At 72.5% G+C, this 24,882-nt stretch carries 2 protein-coding genes; both read left to right on the top strand.

All coding sequences use genetic code 11. The features are described 5' to 3' along the window. The first annotated feature begins 95 nt into the window (after nucleotides 1-95). Complete coding sequence (locus GA0070616_RS01630) at nucleotides 96-947, top strand: metallophosphoesterase family protein (protein WP_091075122.1); 852 nt, start codon at nucleotides 96-98, stop codon at nucleotides 945-947. A gap of 305 nt (nucleotides 948-1,252) precedes the next feature. Then, nucleotides 1,253-24,877, top strand: a complete 23,625-nt coding sequence (locus tag GA0070616_RS01625; RefSeq protein WP_245712611.1) for a type I polyketide synthase — start codon at nucleotides 1,253-1,255, stop codon at nucleotides 24,875-24,877. The last annotated feature ends 5 nt before the right edge of the window (nucleotides 24,878-24,882 follow it).

Raw genomic sequence — 24,882 nt, 5'->3', positions numbered from 1 at the left:
CTTCATAGGGTCGGAGGCTGCCAGGTGGTCGTGGTCGGCCGCCGCGTCGGCACGCCGCCGGCCGGTGGGGTGCCCGCAGGTACGGGAGGTGCCGAGTGACCCCGGTCCGTCAGCTCGTCGCGATCAGCGACCTGCACGTCGTGTACGCGGAGAACCGCGCCGTCGTCGAGGCCCTGCGCCCCGACAACGACGACGACTGGCTGATCGTCGCCGGGGACGTCGGCGAGTACGCCGCCGACGTCGAGTGGGCTCTCCGACTGCTCCGTGAGCGGTTCGCCACCGTCATCTGGGCGCCGGGCAACCACGAACTGTGGACCCCCCGCGACGACGCCGTCGATCTGCGGGGCGAGGCGCGCTACCGGCACCTGGTCGAGTTGTGCCGCCGACTCGGCGTGATCACCCCAGAGGATCCGTACCCGGTGTGGGACCCGGACGGCGATCCCGTCCTCATCGCCCCACTCTTCGTCGGGTACGACTACACGTGGCGGCCCCCCGGGACGTACACCCAGGAGCAGGCCCTGGCCCTGGCGCACGAGACCGGGATCGTCTGCACCGACGAGATCCTGCTGCACCCCGACCCGTACCCGAGCCGAGAGGCCTGGTGTCGGGCTCGGGTCATCGAGACCGAGCGGCGGCTCGACGCGGAACGCGGCGGGCTGCCCACCGTCCTGGTCAACCACTACCCACTGGTCCGCGAACCGACCCGCATCCTGCGGTTCCCGGAGTTCGCCCAGTGGTGCGGCACCGACCTCACCGCCGACTGGCACCTGCGCTACGACACCCGCGTCGCCGTCTACGGCCACCTGCACATTCCCCGTACCACCTGGTACGACGGCGTCCGGTTCGAGGAGGTGTCGGTCGGTTACCCCCGTGAGTGGCGGCGCCGGGCCACCCCACCGGGGCGGCTGCGGACGATCCTGCCGGCCCCCGCCCGGCACCTCGGCTGACCGGCGTTCCCGGCCCGCCCGACCCACCGCACGCTGCGGATATCCGCCCTGCCGGGCGGGTGCGAATGAGGGGTCCGTAGGGGTTGGGCCGTCCCGCACCGCTCAGTACCGTCCAGTCACGGTGGCGGTCGGGTGCCGCGTTCCCCCGGTGGGAGAGGCGGTGCCGAGCGGGTGATCAGCGGTGAGGACAACACGGTGAAGCGGTGAGTGTGTTCGCCATCGGTCGTGCCGGTCAGTGACGCCGCGCCGGATCGATGGCCTCAGTCGGTGGAATCGATCGGCAGCAAGCTCCGGGCGGGTGGGTCATGGCGGACGAAGAGAAGCTCCTCGAACACCTCAAGTGGGTGACCACCGAACTCCGCCAGGCGCACCGACGCCTGCGGGAACTGGAGGACGCCGAACCGGAGCCGATCGCCATCGTCGGCATGGCCTGCCGGTTCCCCGGCGGTGTCAGCTCCCCCGAGGAACTGTGGGACCTCGTCGCCGCCGGCACCGACGCCACCGGCACCTTCCCCACCGACCGAGGGTGGGACCTGGCCCAACTGTACGACCCGGACCCGGACCACCCCGGCACCTCGTACAGCGACCGGGGCGGCTTCCTGCACGACGCCGGGCACTTCGATCCGACCCTGTTCGGCATCTCCCCTCGCGAGGCCCTCGCGATGGACCCGCAGCAGCGGCTGCTGCTGGAGACCACCTGGGAGGTCTTCGAACGCTCCGGCCTCGACGCGGGCGCGCTGCGCGGCAGCCGTACCGGCGTGTTCGTCGGCACCGCCGGACAGGACTACACCTCCGTCCTGCGCCGCCTCCCCGAGGGCGCCGAGGGGTACGTGCTGACCGGCACCGCCGCCAGCGTCATCTCCGGCCGACTCGCGTACACCTTCGGCCTGGAAGGCCCGGCCGTCACCATCGACACCGCCTGCTCGTCCTCGCTGGTCGCCCTGCACCTGGCCAGTCAGGCCCTGCGGGACGGCGAGTGCACGCTCGCCGTGGCCGGCGGGGTCAGCGTGATGGCCACCCCCGGCGGCTTCGTCGAGTTCTCCCGTCAGCGTGGCCTGGCCTCCGACGGGCGCTGCAAGGCGTTCTCCGCTGACGCGGACGGCACCGGCTGGGCCGAGGGCGTGGGCATGGTGCTCGTCGAACGGCTGTCGGACGCCCGCCGCAACGGCCACCGGATCCTTGCCGTGATCAAGGGCAGCGCCGTCAACTCCGACGGTGCCAGCAGCGGCCTCACCGCCCCGAACGGCCCCGCCCAGCAGCGCGTCATCCGGCAGGCCCTGGACAACGCCCGGCTCACCCCCGCCGACGTGGACGTCGTGGAGGCCCACGGCACCGGCACCACCCTCGGCGACCCGATCGAGGCGCAGGCGCTGCTGGCCACGTACGGCACGGACCGCCCGGCGGATCGGCCGCTCTGGCTCGGCTCGCTGAAGTCCAACATCGGCCACACCCAGGCGGCGGCCGGTGTCGCCGGGGTGATCAAGATGGTGCAGTCGATGCGGCACGCCACCATGCCGCGCACCCTGCACGTCACGCGGCCGTCCCCGCACATCGACTGGTCGTCCGGTGCGGTCACCCTGCTCACCGATGCGCGTCCGTGGCCGGCGGAACCCGGCCGCGTCCGTCGCGCTGCCGTCTCCTCCTTCGGGATGAGCGGCACCAACGCCCACCTCATCCTGGAACAGGCCCCCACACCCGAAACCGTCGTCGAGGACGCGCCGCCCACGCGTGCGCTCCCCGCCGTCCCGGTCCTGCTCTCCGCCGCGCACCCCACGGCGCTCGCCGCGCAGGCCGGTCGTTGGGTGGCCTGGCTGGACGCCGACGCCGACGTGCGCCCGATCGACGTGGCGTACTCGTCGGTCAGTTCGCGGTCCACGCTGGACTCTCGTGCCGTGGTCACCGTGAGCGGTCGCGACGACCTGCTGGCCGGGCTGCGGGCGCTGGCGGCGGGGGACGCCTCGCCGACGGTGGTCACGGGTCAGGCCGGCGACCGGGGCCCGCTCGCGGTCCTGTTCTCGGGTCAGGGTGCGCAGCGTGCCGGGATGGGTCGGGAGTTGTCCGGCGTGTTCCCGGTGTTCGCGTCCGCGTTGGATGAGGTGTGTGGACACCTGGACCCGATGCTGCCGCAGCCGCTCAGGTCGGTGTTGTTCGCTGAGGCGGGCTCGCCGGAGGCTGGTCTGTTGGATCAGACGGTGTTCACGCAGGCGGGGTTGTTCGCGGTTGAGGTGGCGTTGTTCCGGCTCGTGGAGTCGTTCGGTGTGGTGCCGGACTTCGTGGGTGGTCACTCCGTCGGTGAGATCACCGCCGCTCATGTGGCCGGGGTGCTGCCCCTGGCCGATGCGTGTGCGCTGGTCGCCGCGCGGGGTCGGTTGATGCAGGCGCTGCCGGCTGGTGGTGGGATGCTGGCCGTGGCTGCGTCGGAGGCTGATGTCGCGGCTTCGATCGCCGGTCTGGGCGAGGTGGGGATCGCCGCGGTCAACGGGCCGGCTTCGGTGGTGGTGTCCGGTGCCGCCGCCACCCTGGACGAGGTGGAGCGGGTCTGGCGGGAGCGGGGGGTGCGGACCCGGCGGTTGACGGTGAGTCATGCGTTCCACGGTCCGTTGATGGAGCCGATGCTGGCCGGGTTCCGGGCGGTTCTGGAGACGTTGTCCTTCGCGGCGCCGCTGCTGCCGGTTGTGTCGAATGTGACTGGGGCGCTCGCCGACGGTGACGAGATCCGTACGGTCGACTACTGGGTGCGGCATGTGCGGGAGGCCGTCCGGTACGCCGACGGGGTCGCCGCGTTGCGGGCGGCCGGGGTCGACACGTTCGTGGAGGTCGGTCCGCAGAGTGTGCTGACCGCGTTGACCGCTGACATCCTGCCCGACGACGATGTGCTGTCCGTTGCCGCCCAGCGCAAGGACCGCCCCGAGGTCACCGCCCTGCTCGCCGCCCTGGCCGAGCTGCACGTCACCGGTGTGCCGGTGGATTGGGCGGCTGTGTTCGCGGGTGCGGGTGCGGGTGGGGTGGATCTGCCGACGTATGCGTTTCAGCGGGAGCGGTTCTGGCCGGAGGTGGGTTCGTGGCGGGTTGGTGATGTTTCGGGGGCGGGGCTCGGGGTGGCGGGGCATCCGTTGTTGGGTGCTGCGGTTCGCCTTGCTGGTGATGACGAGACGTTGTTGACCGGTCGGTTGTCGGTGTCGACGCATCCGTGGTTGGCCGGGCATGTGGTGTCGGGTGCGGTGGTGGTGCCGGGTACGGCGCTGGTGGAGTTGGTGGTGCGGGCTGGTGACGAGGTGGGTGCGTCGCGGGTTCGGGAGCTCACGATCGCCGCGCCGCTGACCCTGTCGCACGCCGAAGCCGTCCGGGTGCAGGTACGCGTCGGCGCGACCGACTCCTCCGGTGCCCGCCAGGTGACCGTCTACTCCCAGCCCGACGACGACCCGGAGGCCGACTGGATCCACCACGCCGAGGGCATCCTGGAGCCCGTCCTCGCCGAGCGGTCAACCATTGGCACCTGGCCCCCGGTCGACATGTCCGAGGTGGACCTCACCGGCTGGTATGACGCTCTGGCCGAGCATGGCCTGTCGTACGGGTCGGTGTTTCGGGGGTTGCGTCGGGTGTGGGTTGGTGGCGGTGAGGTGTTTGCCGAGGTGGTGTTGCCCGAGGGGGCTGATGCGGCGGGGTTCGGGGTGCATCCGGCGTTGTTGGATGCGGCGTTGCATCCGATCGGGTTGTTGGTGGAGGGTTCGGGTCCGCGGGTGCCGTTTGCGTTCGAGGGTGTGCAGGTGCATGCCTCGGGTGCGCGGGTGTTGCGGGTGCGGTTGACGCGTTCGGGCATGTCGGTGTGTCTGGTGGCGTTTGATGAGTCGGGTGCGCCGGTGGTGTCGGTGGATTCGCTCGTGTTGCGTGAGTTGACCGGGGTGGCTGTTGCGGGTGCGGTGGACCGGTCGTTGTTCGAGGTGTCGTGGCCGGTCGAGCAGGTTGTTCCGGTCGCCGAGCTGGTGGACTGGGCGCAGCTTGAGCTGCCCCGCACGCCCGATGTGGTGCCGGGCGTGGCGGTCTTCTCGGATGTGGCGGCGTTGGTGGCTTCGGTGGGGGCGGGTGGCAGTCCGCCGCAGGCTGTCCTGTTGTCGGTCACCGGTCCCGACGCCCTCACCACCTCCACCGATGCCGACACCACGCTTCCTGGTGTGGTGCGGGCGGTGACGGCGGCTGTTCTCGCGGTGGTGCGGGAGTGGTTGGTGGCGGAGGTGTGTGCCGGTTCGCGGCTGGTGGTGGTGACCCGGGGTGCGGTGGTGGCCGGGGATGGGGATCGGGTGGCCGATCTGGTGGGTGCGGCGGTGTGGGGTCTGCTGCGTTCGGCGCAGTCGGAGCATCCGGATCGGATTGTGCTGGCCGATGTGGACCGTGTGCTGGACGTCGAGGTGTTGGCGTTGCTGGCGGGGGTCGCTGTCGACCCGACCTCTACCGGCGGGCAGGTGGCCGTCCGGGGGGACGAGGTGCGCGTACCCCGGCTGACCCGCCTCGACGGAGACGATCTGGCACCCCCGGCGTCGGGCCTCTGGCACCTCGCGCCGGTCGCTCCCGGCACGCTCGACGGCGTCGCTTTGGTGCCCGCACCCGAGTTGAGGCCGGGCCCGGGGCAGGTCAGGATCGCCGTACGGGCCACCGGCGTGAACTTCCGCGACGTGCTGATCGCCCTCGGCATGTACCCGGACCCGACGGCCCGAATGGGCAGCGAGGGCGCGGGCGTCGTGCTGGAGGTCGGCCCTGGTGTCGACGACCTCGTCCCCGGTGACCGGGTGATGGGCATGTTCGAACCCGGCTTCGGCCCACAGGCTCTCGCCGAGCGGGAACGGGTGGCGAGGATCCCCGCCGGCTGGTCGTTCACCCAGGCGGCCTCCGTCCCCCTGGTCTTCCTGACCGCCTACTACGCCCTGCACGATCTGGCGGGGTTGCGGTCGGGTGAGTCGGTGCTGGTCCATTCGGGTGCGGGTGGGGTCGGCATGGCGGCGATCCAGTTGGCGCAGCATTTCGGGGCGACGGTGTTCGCCACGGCGTCTGCGGGTAAGTGGGACACCCTGCGGGAGTTGGGGGTGGCGGAGGAGCGGATCGCGTCGTCGCGGACGACCGACTTCGAGCAGGCTTTCGCCACCGTTTCCGGTGGTGCGGGTGTGGATGTGGTCCTCGACGCCCTGGCGGGTGAGTTCGTGGACGCGTCGTTGCGGTTGTTGCCGCGTGGTGGTCGGTTCGTGGAGATGGGCAAGACCGACGTCCGTGACGCCGATGCGGTGGCGGCTGCGCATCCGGGTGTGGTGTATCGGGCGTTCGATCTGAACGAGGCGGGTGGTGCCCGCATCGGGCAGATGTTGTCGGAACTGCTTGACCTGTTCGAGCAGGGTGTGTTGAGGCCGTTGCCGGTGCGGGTGTGGGATGTGCGGCAGGCGCGGCAGGCGTTGCGGCACATCAGTCAGGCCCGGCATGTCGGTAAGGTGGTCCTGACCGTGCCGTCGCCGGTGGATCCGGAGGGTACGACGTTGGTCACCGGGGCCAGCGGCACTCTCGCCGGTGTGGTGGCCCGGCACCTGGTCGCCACCGGGCAGGCCCGGCACCTGTTGTTGGCGTCGCGGCGTCTGCCGGTCGAGGGCAGTGACTACGCGGCTCTGGTCGCGGACCTGACCGAGGCCGGGGCGACGGTGAGCGCCGTGTCGGTGGACGTCGCGGATCCGGAGCAGGTGGGTGGTCTGGTCGCCGGGGTCGACCCGGCGCGTCCGTTGACGGCCGTGGTGCACTGCGCCGGTGTCATCGCCGACGCCACGATCACGTCCCTGACCGATGATGCTCTGGCCACTGTGATGCGGCCGAAGGTCGACGCGGCGTGGGCGCTGCATCAGGCGACTGCGCATCTGGACCTGTCGGCGTTCGTGTTGTTCTCGTCGATCGCGGCGACGCTCGGTTCACCCGGGCAGGGCAACTACGCCGCCGCCAACAGTTTCCTCGACGCCCTCGCCGGTCACCGGCGGGACCAGGGCCTGCCGGCGGTCAGCCTCGCCTGGGGACTCTGGGCCACCACCAGCACCATGACCGCTCACCTCGACGGCGACGACGAGCGGCGGCTACGCCGGCTCGGCATGGCCGGCCTGACCGCGGCCGAGGGCGCCGCCCTGTTCGACGCCGCCACCACCCGGACGCTGTCCACCGTCGCCGCGGCCCGACTGCGGATCAGCGGCGACGCCGCGCAGGTCCCGCCGATCCTCCGGCTGCTCGCCCGCACCGGCGGCACCCGCCGGCAGGCCGGCGGCCCTGCCACCGCCACCGGCCCCGCCTTCTCGCACCGGCTCGCCGGCCTGGCGCAGGAGGACGCCCGCCGGTTGTTGGTGGATCTGGTGTGTGCGGAGGCGGCGGCGGTGCTGGGGCACGCGTCGGCGCAGGCGGTGCCGGGTGGTCGGGCGTTCAAGGAACTCGGGTTCGACTCGTTGACCTCGGTGGAGTTGCGTAACCGGTTGGCTGCCGCCACCGGGCTGCGGCTGCCCGCCACCCTCGTCTTCGACCACCCCACCCCCACTCGCCTCGCCGCCCAGCTGCACGAGCAACTGGGCCAGCCCACGTCACCCGGCCGGAACCCCGCCCACCCGACCGCCCCTGCCACGACGGACGAGCCGATCGCGATCATCGGGATGGCGTGTCGGTTCCCTGGTGGTGTGTCTGGGCCGGATCAGTTGTGGGAGTTGGTGTCCTCCGGTGGGGATGCGATCGGTGGGTTCCCGGCTGATCGGGGTTGGGATCTCGAGGCGCTCTACGACCCGGAGGCCGATCGGGCGGGTACGTCGACGACGCGGCAGGGTGGGTTCCTGTATGACGCGGCGGAGTTCGATCCGGGTTTCTTCGGGATCAGTCCGCGTGAGGCCCTGGCGATGGATCCGCAGCAGCGGTTGCTGTTGGAAACCTCGTGGGAGGCCTTCGAATCCGCCGGCCTCGACCCCGCCACCGTGCACGGCACCGTCACCGGCGTCTTCATCGGCGCCGCCTCCTCCGGCTACGCCGCCAACGGCAGCGATGGTCTCGACGGCCTGGAAGGGCACCTGCTCACCGGCACCGCCGGCAGCGTCGCCTCCGGCCGCGTCGCCTACACCTACGGCCTGGAAGGGCCGGCCGTCACCGTCGACACCGCCTGCTCGTCGTCGTTGGTCGCCCTGCACCTGGCCACCCAGGCGCTGCGTTCCGGCGAGTGCGAGATGGCCCTCGTCGGCGGCGCCGCGCTGATGGCCCAACCCGGCATGTTCTCCGAGTTCTCCCGCCAGGGCGGCCTCGCCCCCGACGGCCGGTGCAAGGCGTTCGCCGCGGGCGCCGACGGCACCGGCTGGGGCGAGGGCGTCGGCATGCTCCTCGTCGAACGCCTCAGCGACGCCCGGCGACGCGGTCACCGGGTGCTCGCCGTCGTCCGGGGCACCGCCGTCAACTCCGACGGCGCCTCCAACGGTCTCACCGCACCCAACGGGCCGGCGCAGCAGCGGGTCATCCGGCAGGCTCTCGCCAACGCCCGACTCACCCCCGCCCAGGTCGACGTCGTGGAAGCGCACGGCACCGGCACCACCCTCGGCGACCCGATCGAGGCGCAGGCCCTGCTGGCCACCTACGGGCAGGACCGGCCCGCCGACCGACCGTTGCTGCTCGGGTCGATCAAGTCGAACATCGGTCACACCCAGGCCGCCGCCGGCGTCGCCGGGGTGATCAAGATGGTCCTCGCCATGCGGCACGGCCTGATCCCGCCCACCCTGCACGTCGACGAGCCGTCCCCGCACATCGACTGGACCACCGGCGCGGTGGCCCTGACCACCGACGCCACCCGCTGGCCGGACGTCGACCGACCCCGCCGTGCCGCCGTGTCCTCCTTCGGCATCAGTGGCACCAACGCCCACGCCATCATCGAGCAGGCCCCCGCCGACACCCCGGCCACCCCTTCCGCCCCCACCGGGCCGGTGCCCGGCCTGGTCGCCGCCGACGCCGTACCGCTGCTCGTCTCGGGCCGCACCGCCCGTGCGTTGCGCGACCAGGCGGCCCGGATCCACGCCCACCTCGCCGAGCGGCCCGAGGTCGACCTGGTCGACGTCGGCTACGCGCTCGCCACCGGCCGCGCCCACCACCCCTACCGGCAGGCCGCCGTGGTCGCCGACCGCGACGACGCGCTGGCCGGGCTGGCCGCGCTCGCCCAGGCCGACCACCACGCCAGCACCGGCGACGGTACGCCGAAGGTGGTCTTCGTCTTCCCCGGTCAGGGCACCCAGTGGGCCGGCATGGCCCTCGACCTGCTCGACACCTCGCCGGTCTTCCGGGCCCGGATGGGTGAGTGCGCGGCCGAGCTGGCCGGGCTGGTCGACTGGACCCCCGAGGACGTTCTGCGTGGCGCACCCGACGCCCCGCCCATGGAACGGGTCGACGTCGTGCAGCCGCTGCTGTTCTGCGTCATGATCTCCCTCGCCGAGGTGTGGCGGGCCTGCGGCGTCCGGCCCGACGCGGTCATCGGCCACTCCCAGGGCGAGATCGCCGCCGCCTGCGTGGCCGGCGCGCTCACCCTGCCCGACGCGCTGCGTCTCGTCGTCGCCCGCAGCCGGGGCCTGTTGGCCATCTCCGGGCTCGGTGGCATGGTTTCCGTGCCCCTGTCCGCCGACGACACCGCCCAGCTCATCGCCCCCTGGGCCGGTGCCCTCACCGTCGCCGCCCTCAACGGCGCCGCCGTCACCGTCGTCTCCGGCGACGCGACCGCCGTCACCGAACTGCTCGACACCTGCGCCGAACGCGACATCCGGGCCCGACGCATCGCCGTCGACTACGCCTCCCACTGCGAACACGTGGAAGCCGTCCGCGACGACCTGGCCGCCGCCCTCGGCACCATCGAGGCCCGCCCCACCACGGTCGCCTTCCACTCCACGGTCACCGGCGACCTCGTCGACAGCACCGAACTGGACGCCGACTACTGGTACCGGAACCTGCGCGAACCGGTGCGACTCGCCCCCGTCGTGGACGCCCTGATCGACGCGGGATTCCGCACGTTCGTCGAGGTCAGCCCGCACCCCGTGCTCAAGGTCGTGGTGCAGGACGCCCTCGACCGGGCCGCCACCGCACAGCCCGGCGTCGTGGTCGGCTCGCTGCGCCGCGACGAACACGGCCCCCGCCAGTTCCTCGCCGCGCTCGGTGGTCTGCACGTCACCGGTGTGCCGGTGGATTGGGCGGCTGTGTTCGCGGGTGCGGGTGCGGGTGGGGTGGATCTGCCGACGTATGCGTTTCAGCGGGAGCGGTTCTGGCCGGAGGTGGGTTCGTGGCGGGTTGGTGATGTTTCGGGGGCGGGGCTCGGGGTGGCGGGGCATCCGTTGTTGGGTGCTGCGGTTCGCCTTGCTGGTGATGACGAGACGTTGTTGACCGGTCGGTTGTCGGTGTCGACGCATCCGTGGTTGGCCGGGCATGTGGTGTCGGGTGCGGTGGTGGTGCCGGGTACGGCGCTGGTGGAGTTGGTGGTGCGGGCTGGTGACGAGGTGGGTGCGTCGCGGGTTCGGGAGCTCACGATCGCCGCGCCGCTGACCCTGTCGCACGCCGAAGCCGTCCGGGTGCAGGTACGCGTCGGCGCGGCCGACGTGGACGGCGCGCGTGGCGTCACCGTGCACGCGCAACCCGAGGACGACCCGGCCGCCGACTGGACCCGGCACGCCGAGGGTGTTCTGGAACCCGCGTCGGCCGAGGAGCCGACCGTCGGCACGTGGCCGCCGGTCGGGGCGTCCGAGATGGACATGACCGGCTGGTACGACACCCTCGCCGGGCACGGCCTGTCGTACGGGCCGGTGTTCCGGGGACTACGTCGGGTGTGGACGGGTGACGGCGAGGTGTACGCCGAGGTCGCCCTGCCCGACGAGGCCGCGGACAGCGCCGGCCGGTTCGAGGTGCACCCCGCGCTGCTCGACGCCGCCCTGCATCCGATCGGGCTGCTGCTGGCCGACGCGCAGACCGCCCCCCGGATCCCGTTCGCGTTCGAGGGCGTCCAGGTGCACGCGGCCGGCGCCCCGACCCTCCGGGTCCGGCTGACCCGGTCGGGTACGGCGGTCCGCCTCGTCGCCGCAGACGCCTCCGGTGCGCCCGTGGTGTCGGTGGACTCCCTCACCCTTCGGGAGATGGCCACCGGACCGACGTCGAGCGCCGCCGACCGGTCACTGTTCGAGGTCACCTGGCAGGCCGAGGACGTCACCCCCACCGGGGACGTCTCCGGTTGGGCGGTGCTCGGCGACCTGGCCGACCTGCCCGGGACGCCGGCGTACCCCGACCTGGCCGTGCTGCTCAGCGCCATCGAGGCGGGACAACCCGCACCCCGTACCGTGCTGCTCCCGCTGGCCGGCGGCGCGGCAGACGACGAGCCGCACCGCCGGGTCCACTCGACCACCGCGGAGGTACTGGCGATCGTCCGGGCGTGGCTGACCGCCGATGCCCTCGCCGACACCCGGCTCGTCGTGGCCACCCGCAACGCCGTCGCGGCGCAGCCGGGCGATGCGACCGGTGACCTCGCGGGCGCGGCGGTATGGGGCCTGCTGCGCTCGGCCCAGTCGGAGCATCCGGACCGGATCGTGCTGGCCGACCTGGACCGTGCGCCGGACGCCGAGGTGTTGGCGTTGCTGGCGGGGGTCGCCGCCGACCCGACCCCCACCGGCGGACAGGTCGCGCTGCGCGCCGGCAGCGTGTTCACGCCCCGGGTGACCCGGCCGGCAGGCGACCGCCTCATCCCGTCGACCGACCTGTGGCATGTGGCGGCGGTGCGTCCCGGCACGATCGACGGCATCGACGTGCTGCCGGGCGTGGCACTGCCACTGGCCGCCGGTCAGGTACGGGTGGCCGTTCGGGCTGCCGGGGTGAACTTCCGTGACGTGTTGATCGCGCTCGGTATGTATCCGGATCCCACTGCGGTGATGGGTAGTGAGGGTGCCGGCGTGGTGCTGGAGGTCGGTCCCGGTGTGGACGACCTGGTGCCCGGTGATCGGGTGTTCGGGTTGTTCGAGCCGGGCTTCGGCCCGCAGGTCGTCGCTCAGCGGGAGCGGATCGCGCGAGTGCCGCGTGGTTGGTCCTACCGGGATGCCGCGTCGGTGCCGGTGGTGTTCCTGACCGCCTACTACGCCCTGCACGATCTGGCGGGGTTGCGGTCGGGTGAGTCGGTGCTGGTGCACTCGGGTGCGGGTGGGGTGGGTATGGCGGCGGTTCAGCTTGCCCATCATTTCGGGGCGACGGTGTTCGCCACGGCGAGTCCCGGTAAGTGGGGCGTGTTGCGGGAGTTGGGGGTGGCTGACGAGCGGATCGCGTCGTCGCGGACCACGGACTTCGAGCAGGCTTTCGCCACCGCTTCGGGTGGTGCGGGTGTCGACGTGGTGTTGGATGCCCTGGCGGGTGAGTTCGTGGACGCGTCGTTGCGGTTGTTGCCGCGTGGTGGTCGGTTCGTGGAGATGGGCAAGACCGACGTCCGTGACCCGGAACTCGTCGCCGCACAGCACCCTGGCGTGACGTACCAGGCGTTCGAACTCAACGCCGCCGGCGGCACCCGCATCGGACAGATGCTGTCGGAACTGCTTGACCTGTTCGAGCAGGGTGTGTTGAGGCCGTTGCCGGTGCGGGTGTGGGATGTGCGGCAGGCGCGGCGGGCGTTGCGGCACATCAGTCAGGCCCGGCATGTCGGTAAGGTGGTTCTGACCGTGCCGTCGCCGGTGGATCCGGAGGGTACGACGTTGGTCACGGGTGCGTCCGGCGCCCTCGCCGGTGTGGTGGCCCGGCACCTGGTCGCCACCGGGCAGGCCCGGCACCTGCTGCTCGCCTCCCGCCGCCTGCCCACCGAGGGCAGTGATTACGCGGCTCTGGTCGCGGACCTGACCGAGGCCGGGGCGACGGTGAGCGCCGTGTCGGTGGACGTCGCGGATCCGGAGCAGGTGGGTGGTCTGGTCGCCGGGGTCGACCCGGCGCGTCCGTTGACGGCTGTGGTGCACACCGCCGGGGTCATCGCCGACGCCACGATCACGTCCCTGACCGATGATGCTCTGGCCACTGTGATGCGGCCGAAGGTCGACGCCGCGTGGGCGCTGCATCAGGCGACTGCGCATCTGGACCTGTCGGCGTTCGTGTTGTTCTCGTCGATCGCGGCGACGCTCGGTTCACCCGGGCAGGGCAACTACGCCGCCGCCAACAGTTTCCTCGACGCCCTCGCCGGTCACCGGCGGGACCAGGGCCTGCCGGCGGTCAGCCTCGCCTGGGGACTCTGGGCCACCACCAGCACCATGACCGCCCACCTCGACACCAGCGAGCACCGGCGAGCCATCCGGACCGGCAGCGCCCCCCTGACCGACGCCGAAGGACTCGCCCTGCTCGACGCCGCGCAGCGGCACGGCGGCGCACACGTCGTACTCATGAAGATGCCGCCGGTCGCGGACCCGGACCGGATCCCCGCCCTGCTGCGCGACGTCGCCCGCCCACCCCGGTCCCGACGGCGCGTCGCGGCCCGCGCCGCCGCCGACCTGTCGACGGTCGACCGGCTCGCGACGCTCAGCCCCGTCGAACGTCGCGGCCAACTCCTCGACCTGGTCACCGCCAGCGTCGCCGCCGTCCTCGGCCACCGGTCAGCCGACACCGTCGACCCGCAACGGCCGTTCAAGGAACTGGGCTTCGACTCCCTCACCTCAGTCGAACTGCGCAACCGGTTGGCCGCTGCCACCGGGCTGCGGCTGCCCGCCACCGTCGCCTTCGACCACCCGGCCCCCGTCGTGCTCGCCGACTTCCTCGACCGCGAGATCGGTGGCCGGGCCGCCACCACGACCACCCCGGCCACCGCCACGGCCACCGGAGTCGACGAACCCATCGCCATCGTCGGTATGGCCTGCCGCTTCCCCGGCGACGTGCGCACCCCGGAGCAGCTCTGGGACCTGGTCACCGCCGGGGCCGACGTCATCGCGCCGTTCCCCACCGACCGTGGCTGGGATCTCGCCGCCCTGAACACCGGGGACGGCACCACCCCGCAGCACGGCGGCTTCCTCTATGACGCCGCCGACTTCGACGCCGCCTTCTTCGGCATCAACCCACGTGAAGCCCTCGCCATGGACCCGCAGCAGCGGCTGCTGCTGGAAACCTCGTGGGAGGCGTTCGAACGCGCCGGCATCGACCCGCTCACCGCCCGGGGCGGCAGCACCGGCGTCTACGTCGGCCTGATCTACCACGACTACGCCGGCAAGGCCATCGGCACCTCCGACGACCTCGACGGATATGTCGGCAACGGCAGCGCCGGCAGCGTCGCCTCCGGCCGCATCTCCTACCTGTTCGGCCTGGAAGGCCCAGCCGTCACCGTCGACACCGCCTGCTCGTCGTCGCTGGTCGCGCTGCACCTGGCCACCCAGGCCCTGCGGCAGGGCGAATGCGGGCTCGCCCTCGCCGGTGGCGTCAGCGTCATGTCCACCCCCGGCATGCTCGCCGAGTTCGCCCGCCAGCGTGGCCTGTCGCCCGACGGCCGGTGCAGGGCGTTCGGCGCGGGCGCCGACGGCACCGGCTTCGCCGAGGGCGTCGGCATGCTGCTGCTCGAACGCCTCTCCGACGCCCAGCGCAACGGACGACGCATCCTCGCCGTCGTCCGGGGCAGCGCGGTCAACCAGGACGGTGCCAGCAGCGGCCTCACCGCCCCGAACGGTCCCGCCCAGCAGCGGGTCATCCGGCAGGCCCTCGCCAACGCCCGGCTCGCCCCCGCCGACGTCGACGCCGTCGAGGCACACGGCACCGGCACCGCACTCGGTGACCCCATCGAAGCCCAGGCCCTGCTCGCCACCTACGGGCAGCAGCGCCCCGCCGACCAGCCCCTGCTGCTCGGCTCGATCAAGTCGAACATCGGCCACACCCAGGCAGCCGCCGGTGTCGCCGGAGTGATCAAGATGGTCATGGCGATGCGGAACGGTCAGCTCCCGGCCACCCTGCACGTCGACGACCCGTCCCCGCACATCGACTGGACGGCCGGCGCCGTCTCCCTGCTCGCCGAGGCCCGGCCGTGGCCGGAGGTGGACCGGCCCCGCCGCGCCGCCATCTCCTCGTTCGGCATCAGCGGCACCAACGTCCACACCATCCTGGAACAGGCCCCCGACGCGACCCCCACCCCGACGGTGGTCGGGCCGAAGGCCGTCACCTCCGGCGACCTCACCACCCCGTGCGTGCTGTCCGCCCGCACCCGGGAGGCGCTGCGCGACCAGGCCCGACAACTGCACGCCTGGCTGGAGCGGCACCCCACCACGGCGCTGCCCGACCTCGGACACGCCCTGGCCACCGGGCGTTCCGCGTTCACCCACCGGGCGGTGCTGCTGCCCCGGGACCGCCAGCACCTCCTCGCCGGCCTGGCGGCCGTCGCCGACGACACGCCGTCGTCCATCGTGGTACGCGGCGCCGCCGGCACCGGCCGGCTCGCCGTCCTGTTCTCGGGTCAGGGTGCGCAGCGTGCCGGGATGGGTCGGGAGTTGTCCGGCGTGTTCCCGGTGTTCGCGTCCGCGTTGGACGAGGTGTGCGGTCTGCTGGACCCGATGCTGCCGCAGCCGCTCAGGTCGGTGTTGTTTGCTGAGGCGGGCTCGCCGGAGGCGGGTCTGTTGGATCAGACGGTGTTCACGCAGGCGGGGTTGTTCGCGGTTGAGGTGGCGTTGTTCCGGCTCGTGGAGTCGTTCGGTGTGGTGCCGGACTTCGTGGGTGGGCATTCGGTGGGTGAGATCACTGCCGCTCATGTGGCCGGGGTGCTGTCGTTGGCGGATGCGTGTGCGCTGGTGGCGGCGCGGGGTCGGTTGATGCAGGGGTTGCCGGCTGGTGGTGGGATGCTCGCTGTGGCGGCGTCCGAGGCCGATGTTGCTGCGTCGATTGGTGGGTTGGTCGACCGGGTCGGGATCGCTGCGGTGAACGGTCCGGCTGCGGTGGTGGTGTCCGGTGCGGTCGACGCTCTGGACGAGGTGGAGCGGTTCTGGCGGGAGCGGGGGGTGCGGACGCGTCGGTTGACGGTGAGTCATGCGTTCCACAGTCCGTTGATGGAGCCGATGCTCGACGAGTTCCGGGCGGTACTCGACGGCCTGACGTTCCACGCGCCGCTGCTGCCCGTCGTGTCCAACCTGACCGGCACGATCGCCGACGCGGCGGACCTCGGCGACCCCGGATACTGGGTTCGCCACGTCCGCGACACCGTCCGCTTCGCCGACGGCGTCGCCTACCTGCGGCAACGCCACGTCCACACCTACCTGGAGGTCGGGCCGGACGGCGTCCTCGCCGGCATGACCCGCGACTGCCTCGCCGCCGACACCGCCGACCCCGGCCCGGTGGTCGTGCCCACCCTACGCAAGGGCCGCACCGAGGCTTCCGCGCTGCTCACGGCCCTCGCCGAGGCGTACGCCGGTGGCGTGCCCATCGACTGGACCCCGCTGACCGGCGACGGCAACCGCCCACTCGACCTGCCGACCTACCCGTTCCAACGGCAACGGTTCTGGCCCGACGCGGCGGCCTGGCGGGCCGGCGACGTCTCCGGTGCCGGCCTGGCAGCCCCCGGGCACCCGCTGCTCGGCGCTGCGGTGCGCCTCGCCGGTGACGACGAGACGTTGCTCACCGGCCGCCTCTCGGTGTCGACGCATCCGTGGCTCGCCGGGCACGTGGTGTCGGGTGCGGTGCTGGTTCCGGGCACCGCGCTGGTGGAGTTGGTGGTGCGGGCTGGTGACGAGGTGGGTGCGTCGCGGGTTCGGGAGCTCACGATCGCCGCGCCGCTGACCCTGCCCGCCTCCGGCGGTGTCCGGGTGCAGGTGCGGGTCGGTGCCGCCGACGACACCGGTGGTCGGGACGTGGCCGTGTACTCCCAGCCCGACGACGACCCGGAGGCCGACTGGATCCGGCACGCCGAGGGTGTCCTGGAACCGGCCACCGCCACCGAACCCGCCCTCGCCGCCTGGCCACCGGTCGGTGTCCCGGAGACCGACCTCACCGGCTGGTATGACGCTCTGGCCGAGCATGGCCTGTCGTACGGGTCGGTGTTTCGGGGGTTGCGTCGGGTGTGGGTTGGTGGCGGTGAGGTGTTTGCCGAGGTGGTGTTGCCCGAGGGGGCTGATGCGGCGGGGTTCGGGGTGCATCCGGCGTTGTTGGATGCGGCGTTGCATCCGATCGGGTTGTTGGTGGAGGGTTCGGGTCCGCGGGTGCCGTTTGCGTTCGAGGGTGTGCAGGTGCATGCCTCGGGTGCGCGGGTGTTGCGGGTGCGGTTGACGCGTTCGGGCATGTCGGTGTGTCTGGTGGCGTTTGATGAGTCGGGTGCGCCGGTGGTGTCGGTGGATTCGCTCGTGTTGCGTGAGTTGACCGGGGTGGCTGTTGCGGGTGCGGTGGACCGGTCGTTGTTCGAGGTGTCGTGGCCGGTCGAGCAGGTTGTTCCGGTCGCCGAGCTGGTGGACTGGGCGCAGCTTGAGCTGCCCCGCACGCCCGATGTGGAGGCCGGGCCGGCCGAGTCGGCCGCTGTCCTCCTTCCCGGAGCCGCTCGACTGCCTCAGGTGGCGGTCTTCTCGGATGTGGCGGCGTTGGTGGCTTCGGTGCGGGCGGGTGGCAGTCCGCCGCAGGCTGTCCTGTTGTCGGTCACTGGCCCTGATGGTTTCACCGTCTCGACTGATGCCGAGACTGTGCTTCCTGGTGTGGTGCGGGGGGTGACGGCGGCTGTTCTCGCGGTGGTGCGGGAGTGGTTGGTGGCGGAGGTGTGTGCCGGTTCGCGGCTGGTGGTGGTGACCCGGGGTGCGGTGGTGGCCGGGGATGGTGATCGGGTGGCCGATCTGGTGGGTGCGGCGGTGTGGGGTCTGCTGCGTTCGGCGCAGTCGGAGCATCCGGATCGGATTGTGCTGGCCGATGTGGACCGTGTGCTGGACGTCGAGGTGTTGGCGTTGCTGGCGGGGGTCGCTGCCGACCCGACCTCTACCGGCGGGCAGGTGGCCGTCCGGGGGGACGAGGTGCGCGTACCCCGGCTGGTGCGGCAGGCGGGCGCGGAGCTGACGCCGCCGCTCGACGGCCTGTGGCACGTCGCCGCGACCCACCCCGGCACCCTGGACGGCGTCGAGATCGTCCCGGCCGCCCCGGCCGCCCTCGCCCCCGGTCAGGTACGCGTGGCCGTTCGGGCTGCCGGGGTGAACTTCCGTGACGTGTTGATCGCTCTCGGTATGTATCCGGATCCCACCGCCGTCATGGGTAGTGAGGGTGCCGGTGTGGTGGTGGAGGTCGGTTCGGGCGTGGACGACCTGGTGCCCGGTGATCGGGTGTTCGGGTTGTTCGAGCCGGGCTTCGGCCCGCAGGTCGTCGCTCAGCGGCAGCGGATCGCGCGGATGCCGAGCGGCTGGTCCTACCGGGACGCCGCGTCGGTTCCGGTGGTGTTCCTGACCGCCTACTACGCCCTGCACGATCTGGCGGGGTTGCGGTCGGGTGAGTCGGTGCTGGTCCATTCGGGTGCGGGTGGGGTCGGCATGGCGGCGATCCAGTTGGCGCAGCATTTCGGGGCGACGGTGTTCGCCACGGCGAGTCCCGGTAAGTGGGGCGTGTTGCGGGAGTTGGGGGTGGCCGACGAGCGGATCGCGTCGTCGCGGACCACGGACTTCGAGCAGGCTTTCGCCACCGCTTCGGGTGGTGCGGGTGTCGACGTGGTGTTGGATGCCCTGGCGGGTGAGTTCGTGGACGCGTCGTTGCGGTTGTTGCCGCGTGGCGGTCGGTTCGTGGAGATGGGCAAGACCGACGTCCGCGACGCCGATGCGGTGGCGGCTGCGCATCCGGGTGTGGTGTATCGGGCGTTCGATCTGAACGAGGCGGGCGGTGCCCGCATCGGGCAGATGTTGTCGGAACTGCTTGACCTGTTCGAGCAGGGTGTGTTGAGGCCGTTGCCGGTGCGGGTGTGGGATGTGCGGCAGGCGCGGCGGGCGTTGCGGCACATCAGTCAGGCCCGGCATGTCGGCAAGGTGGTCCTGACCGTGCCGACGCCGATGGATCCGGACGGCACGACGCTGGTCACGGGTGCGTCCGGCGCCCTCGCCGGTGTGGTGGCCCGGCACCTCGTCGCCACCGGCCAGGCCCGGCACCTGCTGCTCGCCTCCCGCCGCCTGCCCACCGAGGGCAGCGACTACGCGGCTCTGGTCGCCGACCTGATCGAAGCCGGCGCGACCGTCACGAACCTGTCAGTCGACGTGACCGACGCCGCGCAGGTTGCCGACCTGGTCGCCGGGGTCGACCCGGCCCACCCACTGACGGCCGTCGTGCACACCGCCGGGGTCATCGCCGACGCGACGATCACCGCTCTCACCGACGACGGCCTGGCCACAGTCCTGCGGCCGAAGGTCGACGCGGCGTGGGCGCTGCATCAGGCGACTGCGCATCTGGACCTGTCGGCGTTCGTGTTGTTCTCGTCGATCGCGGCGACGCTCGGCTCACCCGGGCAGGGCAACTACGCCGCCGCCAACAGTTTCCTCGACGCCCTCGCCGGTCACCGGCGGGACCAGGGCCTGCCGGCGGTCAGCATCGGTTGGGGCATGTGGGCCACCACCAGCACCATGACCGCCCAGCTCAGTGCCGACGACCGCCAGCGACTCGCCCGCCTCGGACTGAGCGGCCTCACCGAGACCGAGGGCGCCGCCCTGTTCGACGCGACGACCGCCGGGACTCTGCCGGCGGTGGTGGCCGCCCGGCTGCGAATCACCGGCGCCGCGGAGCAGGTCCCGCCCATCGTCCGCCAACTGGCCCGGACCCCTGGCCGCCGCGAGGCCCGCTCCGCAGGCACCGGGTCAGGCTGGTCCGACCGGCTTGCCGGCGTGGCGCAGGAGGACGCCCGTCGGCTGTTGGTGGATCTGGTGTGTGCGGAGGCGGCGGCGGTGCTGGGGCACGCGTCGGCGCAGGCGGTGCCGGGTGGTCGGGCGTTCAAGGAACTCGGGTTCGACTCGTTGACCTCGGTGGAGTTGCGTAACCGGTTGGCTGCCGCCACCGGGCTGCGGCTGCCCGCCACCCTCGTCTTCGACTACCCGACGCCGGAGCGGCTGGCCGAGCACCTGCACGAGCAACTGGGACACCCGGCGTCGCCCGCCGCCGCCGCGCGGACGGTCGCCCCGGCCGGAGCCGACGAGCCGATCGCGATCATCGGGATGGCGTGTCGGTTCCCTGGTGGGATCTCCTCTCCGGATGAGTTGTGGGATCTGGTGTCCTCCGGTGGGGATGCGATCGGTGGGTTCCCGGCTGATCGGGGTTGGGATCTGGAGGCGCTCTACGATCCGGATGCTGATCGGGCGGGTACGTCGACGACGCGGCAGGGTGGGTTCCTGTACGACGCGGCGGAGTTCGATCCGGCTTTCTTCGGGATCAGTCCGCGTGAGGCCCTGGCGATGGATCCGCAGCAGCGGTTGCTGTTGGAGACCTCGTGGGAGGCGTTCGAATCCGCCGGCCTCGACCCGTACGCCACGGAGGCGACCACCGGCGTCTTTGCCGGCCTGATCCATCACGACTACGCCAGCCGCCTCGACGCCTCGGCGGAACTGGAGGGGTACCTCGTCAACGGCACCGCCGGCAGCGTCGCCTCCGGCCGCGTCGCGTACGCCTTCGGCCTCGAAGGCCCGGCGGTCACCGTCGACACTGCCTGCTCGTCGTCGCTGGTGGCGCTGCACCTCGCGGCGCAGGCGCTGCGGTCGGGGGAGTGCGACCTGGCGCTGGCCGGTGGCGTGACCGTGATGGCCACGCCCAGCGCGTTCGTCGGCTTCTCCCGGCAGCGTGGCCTGTCTGCCGATGGGCGGTGCAGGTCGTTCGCCGCGTCGGCGGACGGGACGGGTTGGTCCGAGGGTGTGGGGATGCTGCTGGTGCAGCGGTTGTCGGACGCGCGGCGGGAGGGTCGGCGGGTCCTGGCCGTGGTGCGGGGCACGGCGGTTAACCAGGACGGTGCGTCGAACGGGTTGACCGCGCCGAACGGGCCGGCGCAGCAGCGGGTGATACGGCAGGCCCTGGCAAACGCGCGGCTGACCGCCGCCGACGTGGACGCGGTCGAGGCCCACGGCACGGGCACCACCCTCGGTGACCCCATCGAGGCGCAGGCGCTGCTGGCGACGTACGGGCAGGACCGGGCCGCCGAGCGTCCGTTGCTGCTCGGCTCGATCAAGTCCAACATGGGTCACACCCAGGCCGCTGCCGGGGTGGCCGGGCTGATCAAGATGGTCCTCGCGATGCGGCACGGCGTGGTTCCGCCGACCCTGCACGTGGACGAGCCGTCCCCGCACGTCGACTGGACGGCCGGCGCGGTGGCTCTGGCCACCGAACCGACACCGTGGCCCACGTTGGATCGGCCCCGTCGGGCGGCGGTGTCGTCGTTCGGGATCTCCGGCACCAACGCCCACGTGATCATCGAGCAGCCGCCCGCCGACGTGGTGCTGCCGCAGGCAGGCCCGGAGCCGGCTGTCGACGCCGACCCGCAGTCCGCCGCGACGGTGGATCCGGTCGTGCCGGTGCTGCTGTCCGCCCGGTCGGAGGCGGCCCTGGCGTTGCAGGCGGGTCGGTGGGCGCGGTGGTTGGCTGGTGACGAGGCGCTGCGTGCGGTGGATGTGGCGTGGTCGTCGGTGACCACCCGGTCAATGTTGGAGCAGCGGGCGGTGGTGAGCGCTGCTGATCGCCACGACCTGCTGGCCGGCCTGCGTGCCCTCGCTGCCGGTGAGCCGTCCGCCGCTGTGCTGACCGGCGCTCCGGAGCAGCGCGGGCAGCTTGCCCTGCTGTTCTCGGGTCAGGGTGCGCAGCGTGCCGGGATGGGTCGGGAGCTGTCCGCCGCCTTCCCGGTGTTCGCGTCTGCGTTGGATGAGGTGTGCGGTCTGCTGGACCCGATGCTGCCGCAGCCGCTCAGGTCGGTGTTGTTCGCTGAGGCGGGCTCGCCGGAGGCTGGGCTGTTGGATCAGACCCTCTTCACGCAGGCGGGGTTGTTTGCGGTTGAGGTGGCGTTGTTCCGGCTCGTGGAGTCGTTCGCTGTGGTGCCGGACTTCGTGGGTGGTCATTCGGTGGGTGAGATCACCGCCGCTCATGTGGCCGGGGTGCTGTCGTTGGCCGACGCGTGCACGCTGGTGGCGGCGCGGGGCCGGTTGATGCAGGCGTTGCCGGCCGGTGGTGGGATGCTGGCGGTCGGCGCTGCCGAGGATTCGGTCGCGGAGTCGATCGCCGGTCTGCCCGAGGTGGGGATCGCGGCCGTCAACGGGCCGACCTCGGTGGTGGTGTCCGGTGCCGCCGCCACCCTGGACGAGGTGGAGCGGGTCTGGCGGGACAGGGGGGTGCGGACGCGTCGGTTGACGGTGAGTCATGCGTTCCACAGTCCGTTGATGGAGCCGATGCTCGACGAGTTCCGGGCGGTTCTGGAGACGTTGTCCTTCGCGGCGCCGCTGCTGCCGGTCGTGTCGAATGTGACTGGGGCGCTCGCCGACGGTGACGAGATCCGTACGGTCGACTACTGGGTGCGGCATGTGCGGGAGGCCGTCCGGTACGCCGACGGGCTCACCGTGCTGCGTAAGGCGGGGGTGGACACGTTCGTGGAGGTCGGTCCGCAGAGCGTGCTGACCGCGATGACCGCCGACGCGTTGCCTGGCGACGAGAGCGTGCTCGCCGTTGCGGTGCAGCGGCGGGACCGGCCCGAGACGGCCGCGCTGCTCGCCGCTCTGGCCGCGCTGCACGTCCACGCGGTGCCGGTGAACTGGCGGCAGTGGTTCGCCGGCACGGGGGCGCGGCGGATCGACCTGCCGACGTATGCGTTCGAGCATCAGCGGTTCTGGCCCGAACCGGTTGGCCGGGCCGGGGCCGGCAGCACGGTCGACGGTGGGGATGTGGAGTTCTGGGCCGCCGTCGAGCGTGGTGACCTGACCGCGTTGGCGGGGCAGCTCGGCGACGAGGCGATCGACGCGCTGACCCCGGCCCTGCCCGCCCTCACCTCCTGGCGACACGCCCGCACCCGCGACGCGACGGTCAACGGCTGGTCGTACCAGATCGAGTGGCGACGGATCGAGCTGGGTGACGGGCCGACGACAGCCGGCGGATGGCTGCTCGTCGCCCCCGACGGCGACCCGGTGGCCGCCGACGTCGCCGCCGCGCTCACCGCCGCCGGCGGGGACGTGCGACAGGTGACCGCCGACGCGGGCACCGCCACCCGCGCCGGCCTGGCCCGACAGCTGACCGCCGCGCTCGCCGACGCACCGGTCGACGGCGTCGTGTCGCTGCTCGGCCTGACCGACGACCCGCACCCCGGGCACCCGGCCGTGCCGGCCGGCACCGCCGCGACCCTCCTGCTGATCCAGGCGCTGCACGACACCGACCCGACGGTCCCACTGTGGTGCCTCACCCGGGGTGCGGTCGGCACCGGCGGCGACGACGCCGCGCGCAGTGCCGCCCAGGGCGGCCTGTGGGGGATGGGCCGCGTCGCCGGTCTCGAACTGCCGCAGCTGCGCATCGGGCTGCTGGACCTGCCGGAGCGGGACATCGACCCGACCCGACTGGCCACGGTGCTCACCGCCGCCGGTGACGAGGACCAGCTCGCGCTCCGGCCGACCGGTGTCCACGTGCGCCGGCTCACCCGGGCCACTCCCGCCGACGCGGCGGCAGCCGACCGGTGGCGGCCCACCGGCACCGTGCTCGTCACCGGCGGCACCGGCGCCCTCGGCGCGCACGTGGCCCGCTGGGCGGCCGGCAACGGTGCCGCGCACCTCGTGTTGACCAGCCGGCGCGGCGACTCCGCCCCCGGCGCTGCCGAACTGCGCGACGAGCTGACCGCCCTCGGCGCCCGGGTCACGGTCGCCGCCTGCGACGTCGCCGACCGCGACTCGGTCGCCGCGTTGCTCGCCCGCATCGACGACGACCCCGTCCCGCTGACCGCGGTCGTGCACGCCGCCGGACTCAACGACGTCAGCCCGCTGCTCGACACCGACACCGACCGGCTCGCCGGAGTGATGTCCGGCAAGATCGCCGGCGCGGTGCACCTCGACGAGCTGCTCGGCGACCGACCGCTCGACGCGTTCGTCCTCTTCGCCTCCATCGCCGGGATCTGGGGCAGCGGCGGGCAGGCCGGCTACGCGGCCGGCAACGCGTACCTCGACGCCCTGGCCGAACGGCGACGCGCCCGCGGCCTGGCGGCCACCTCCGTGGCGTGGGGGCCCTGGGCCGACGGTGGGATGGCCACCGACGAGGCCCGCCGGGAACTGGCCCGGCGCGGACTGCGCGTCATGAACCCCACCGACGCCGTGCACGCCCTGCGGATCGCCGTCGGCCGTGGTCGCCCCTGCCTCACCGTCGTCGACGTCGACTGGGCGACCTTCGCCCCGGCGTACTCCGCCGCCGGCCCGCGTCCGCTGCTGGCCGACCTGCCGGAGGCCCACCAGGCCACCGCACCGGCCGAGGACACGCCGGCCGACGGCGGCCGGTCGCTGCGCGAGCGGCTGCTCGCCCTGCCCGGCGACGAGCGGGACCGGCACCTGACCGACCTGGTCCGCGCGGAGGCCGCAGCCGTGCTCGGCCACACCGGCCCCGGACTGGTCAAGCCGAGGCGGGCGTTCAAGGAACTGGGCTTCGACTCGCTGACCGCCGTGGAACTGCGCAACCGGCTCACCCGGGTCACCGGCCTGACCCTGCCCACCACGCTGGTCTTCGACTATCCCGACCCGGCCACCGTCGCGGGGCACCTGCTCACCGAACTGGTCCCCGAGACACAGCGGGAGGAGACGGCCGACCCGGCGGAGACGGCGGTGCGGCAGGCTCTCGCCACCATCCCGCTGACCCGCATCCGCGAGGCCGGCCTGCTGGACCTGCTTCTCAACCTCACCGACGGCGACGACACCGACCGTGCCTCCACCGACGAGGACGGCGACATCGACGAGATGGACGCCGACACCCTGATCAGGCTGGCGCTCGACGGCTCCGAGTCCTGACCCCT

The organism is Micromonospora nigra (assembly GCF_900091585.1).
Lineage (GTDB): Bacteria > Actinomycetota > Actinomycetes > Mycobacteriales > Micromonosporaceae > Micromonospora > Micromonospora nigra.
This window is presented reverse-complemented; position numbering and strand designations above follow the sequence as displayed.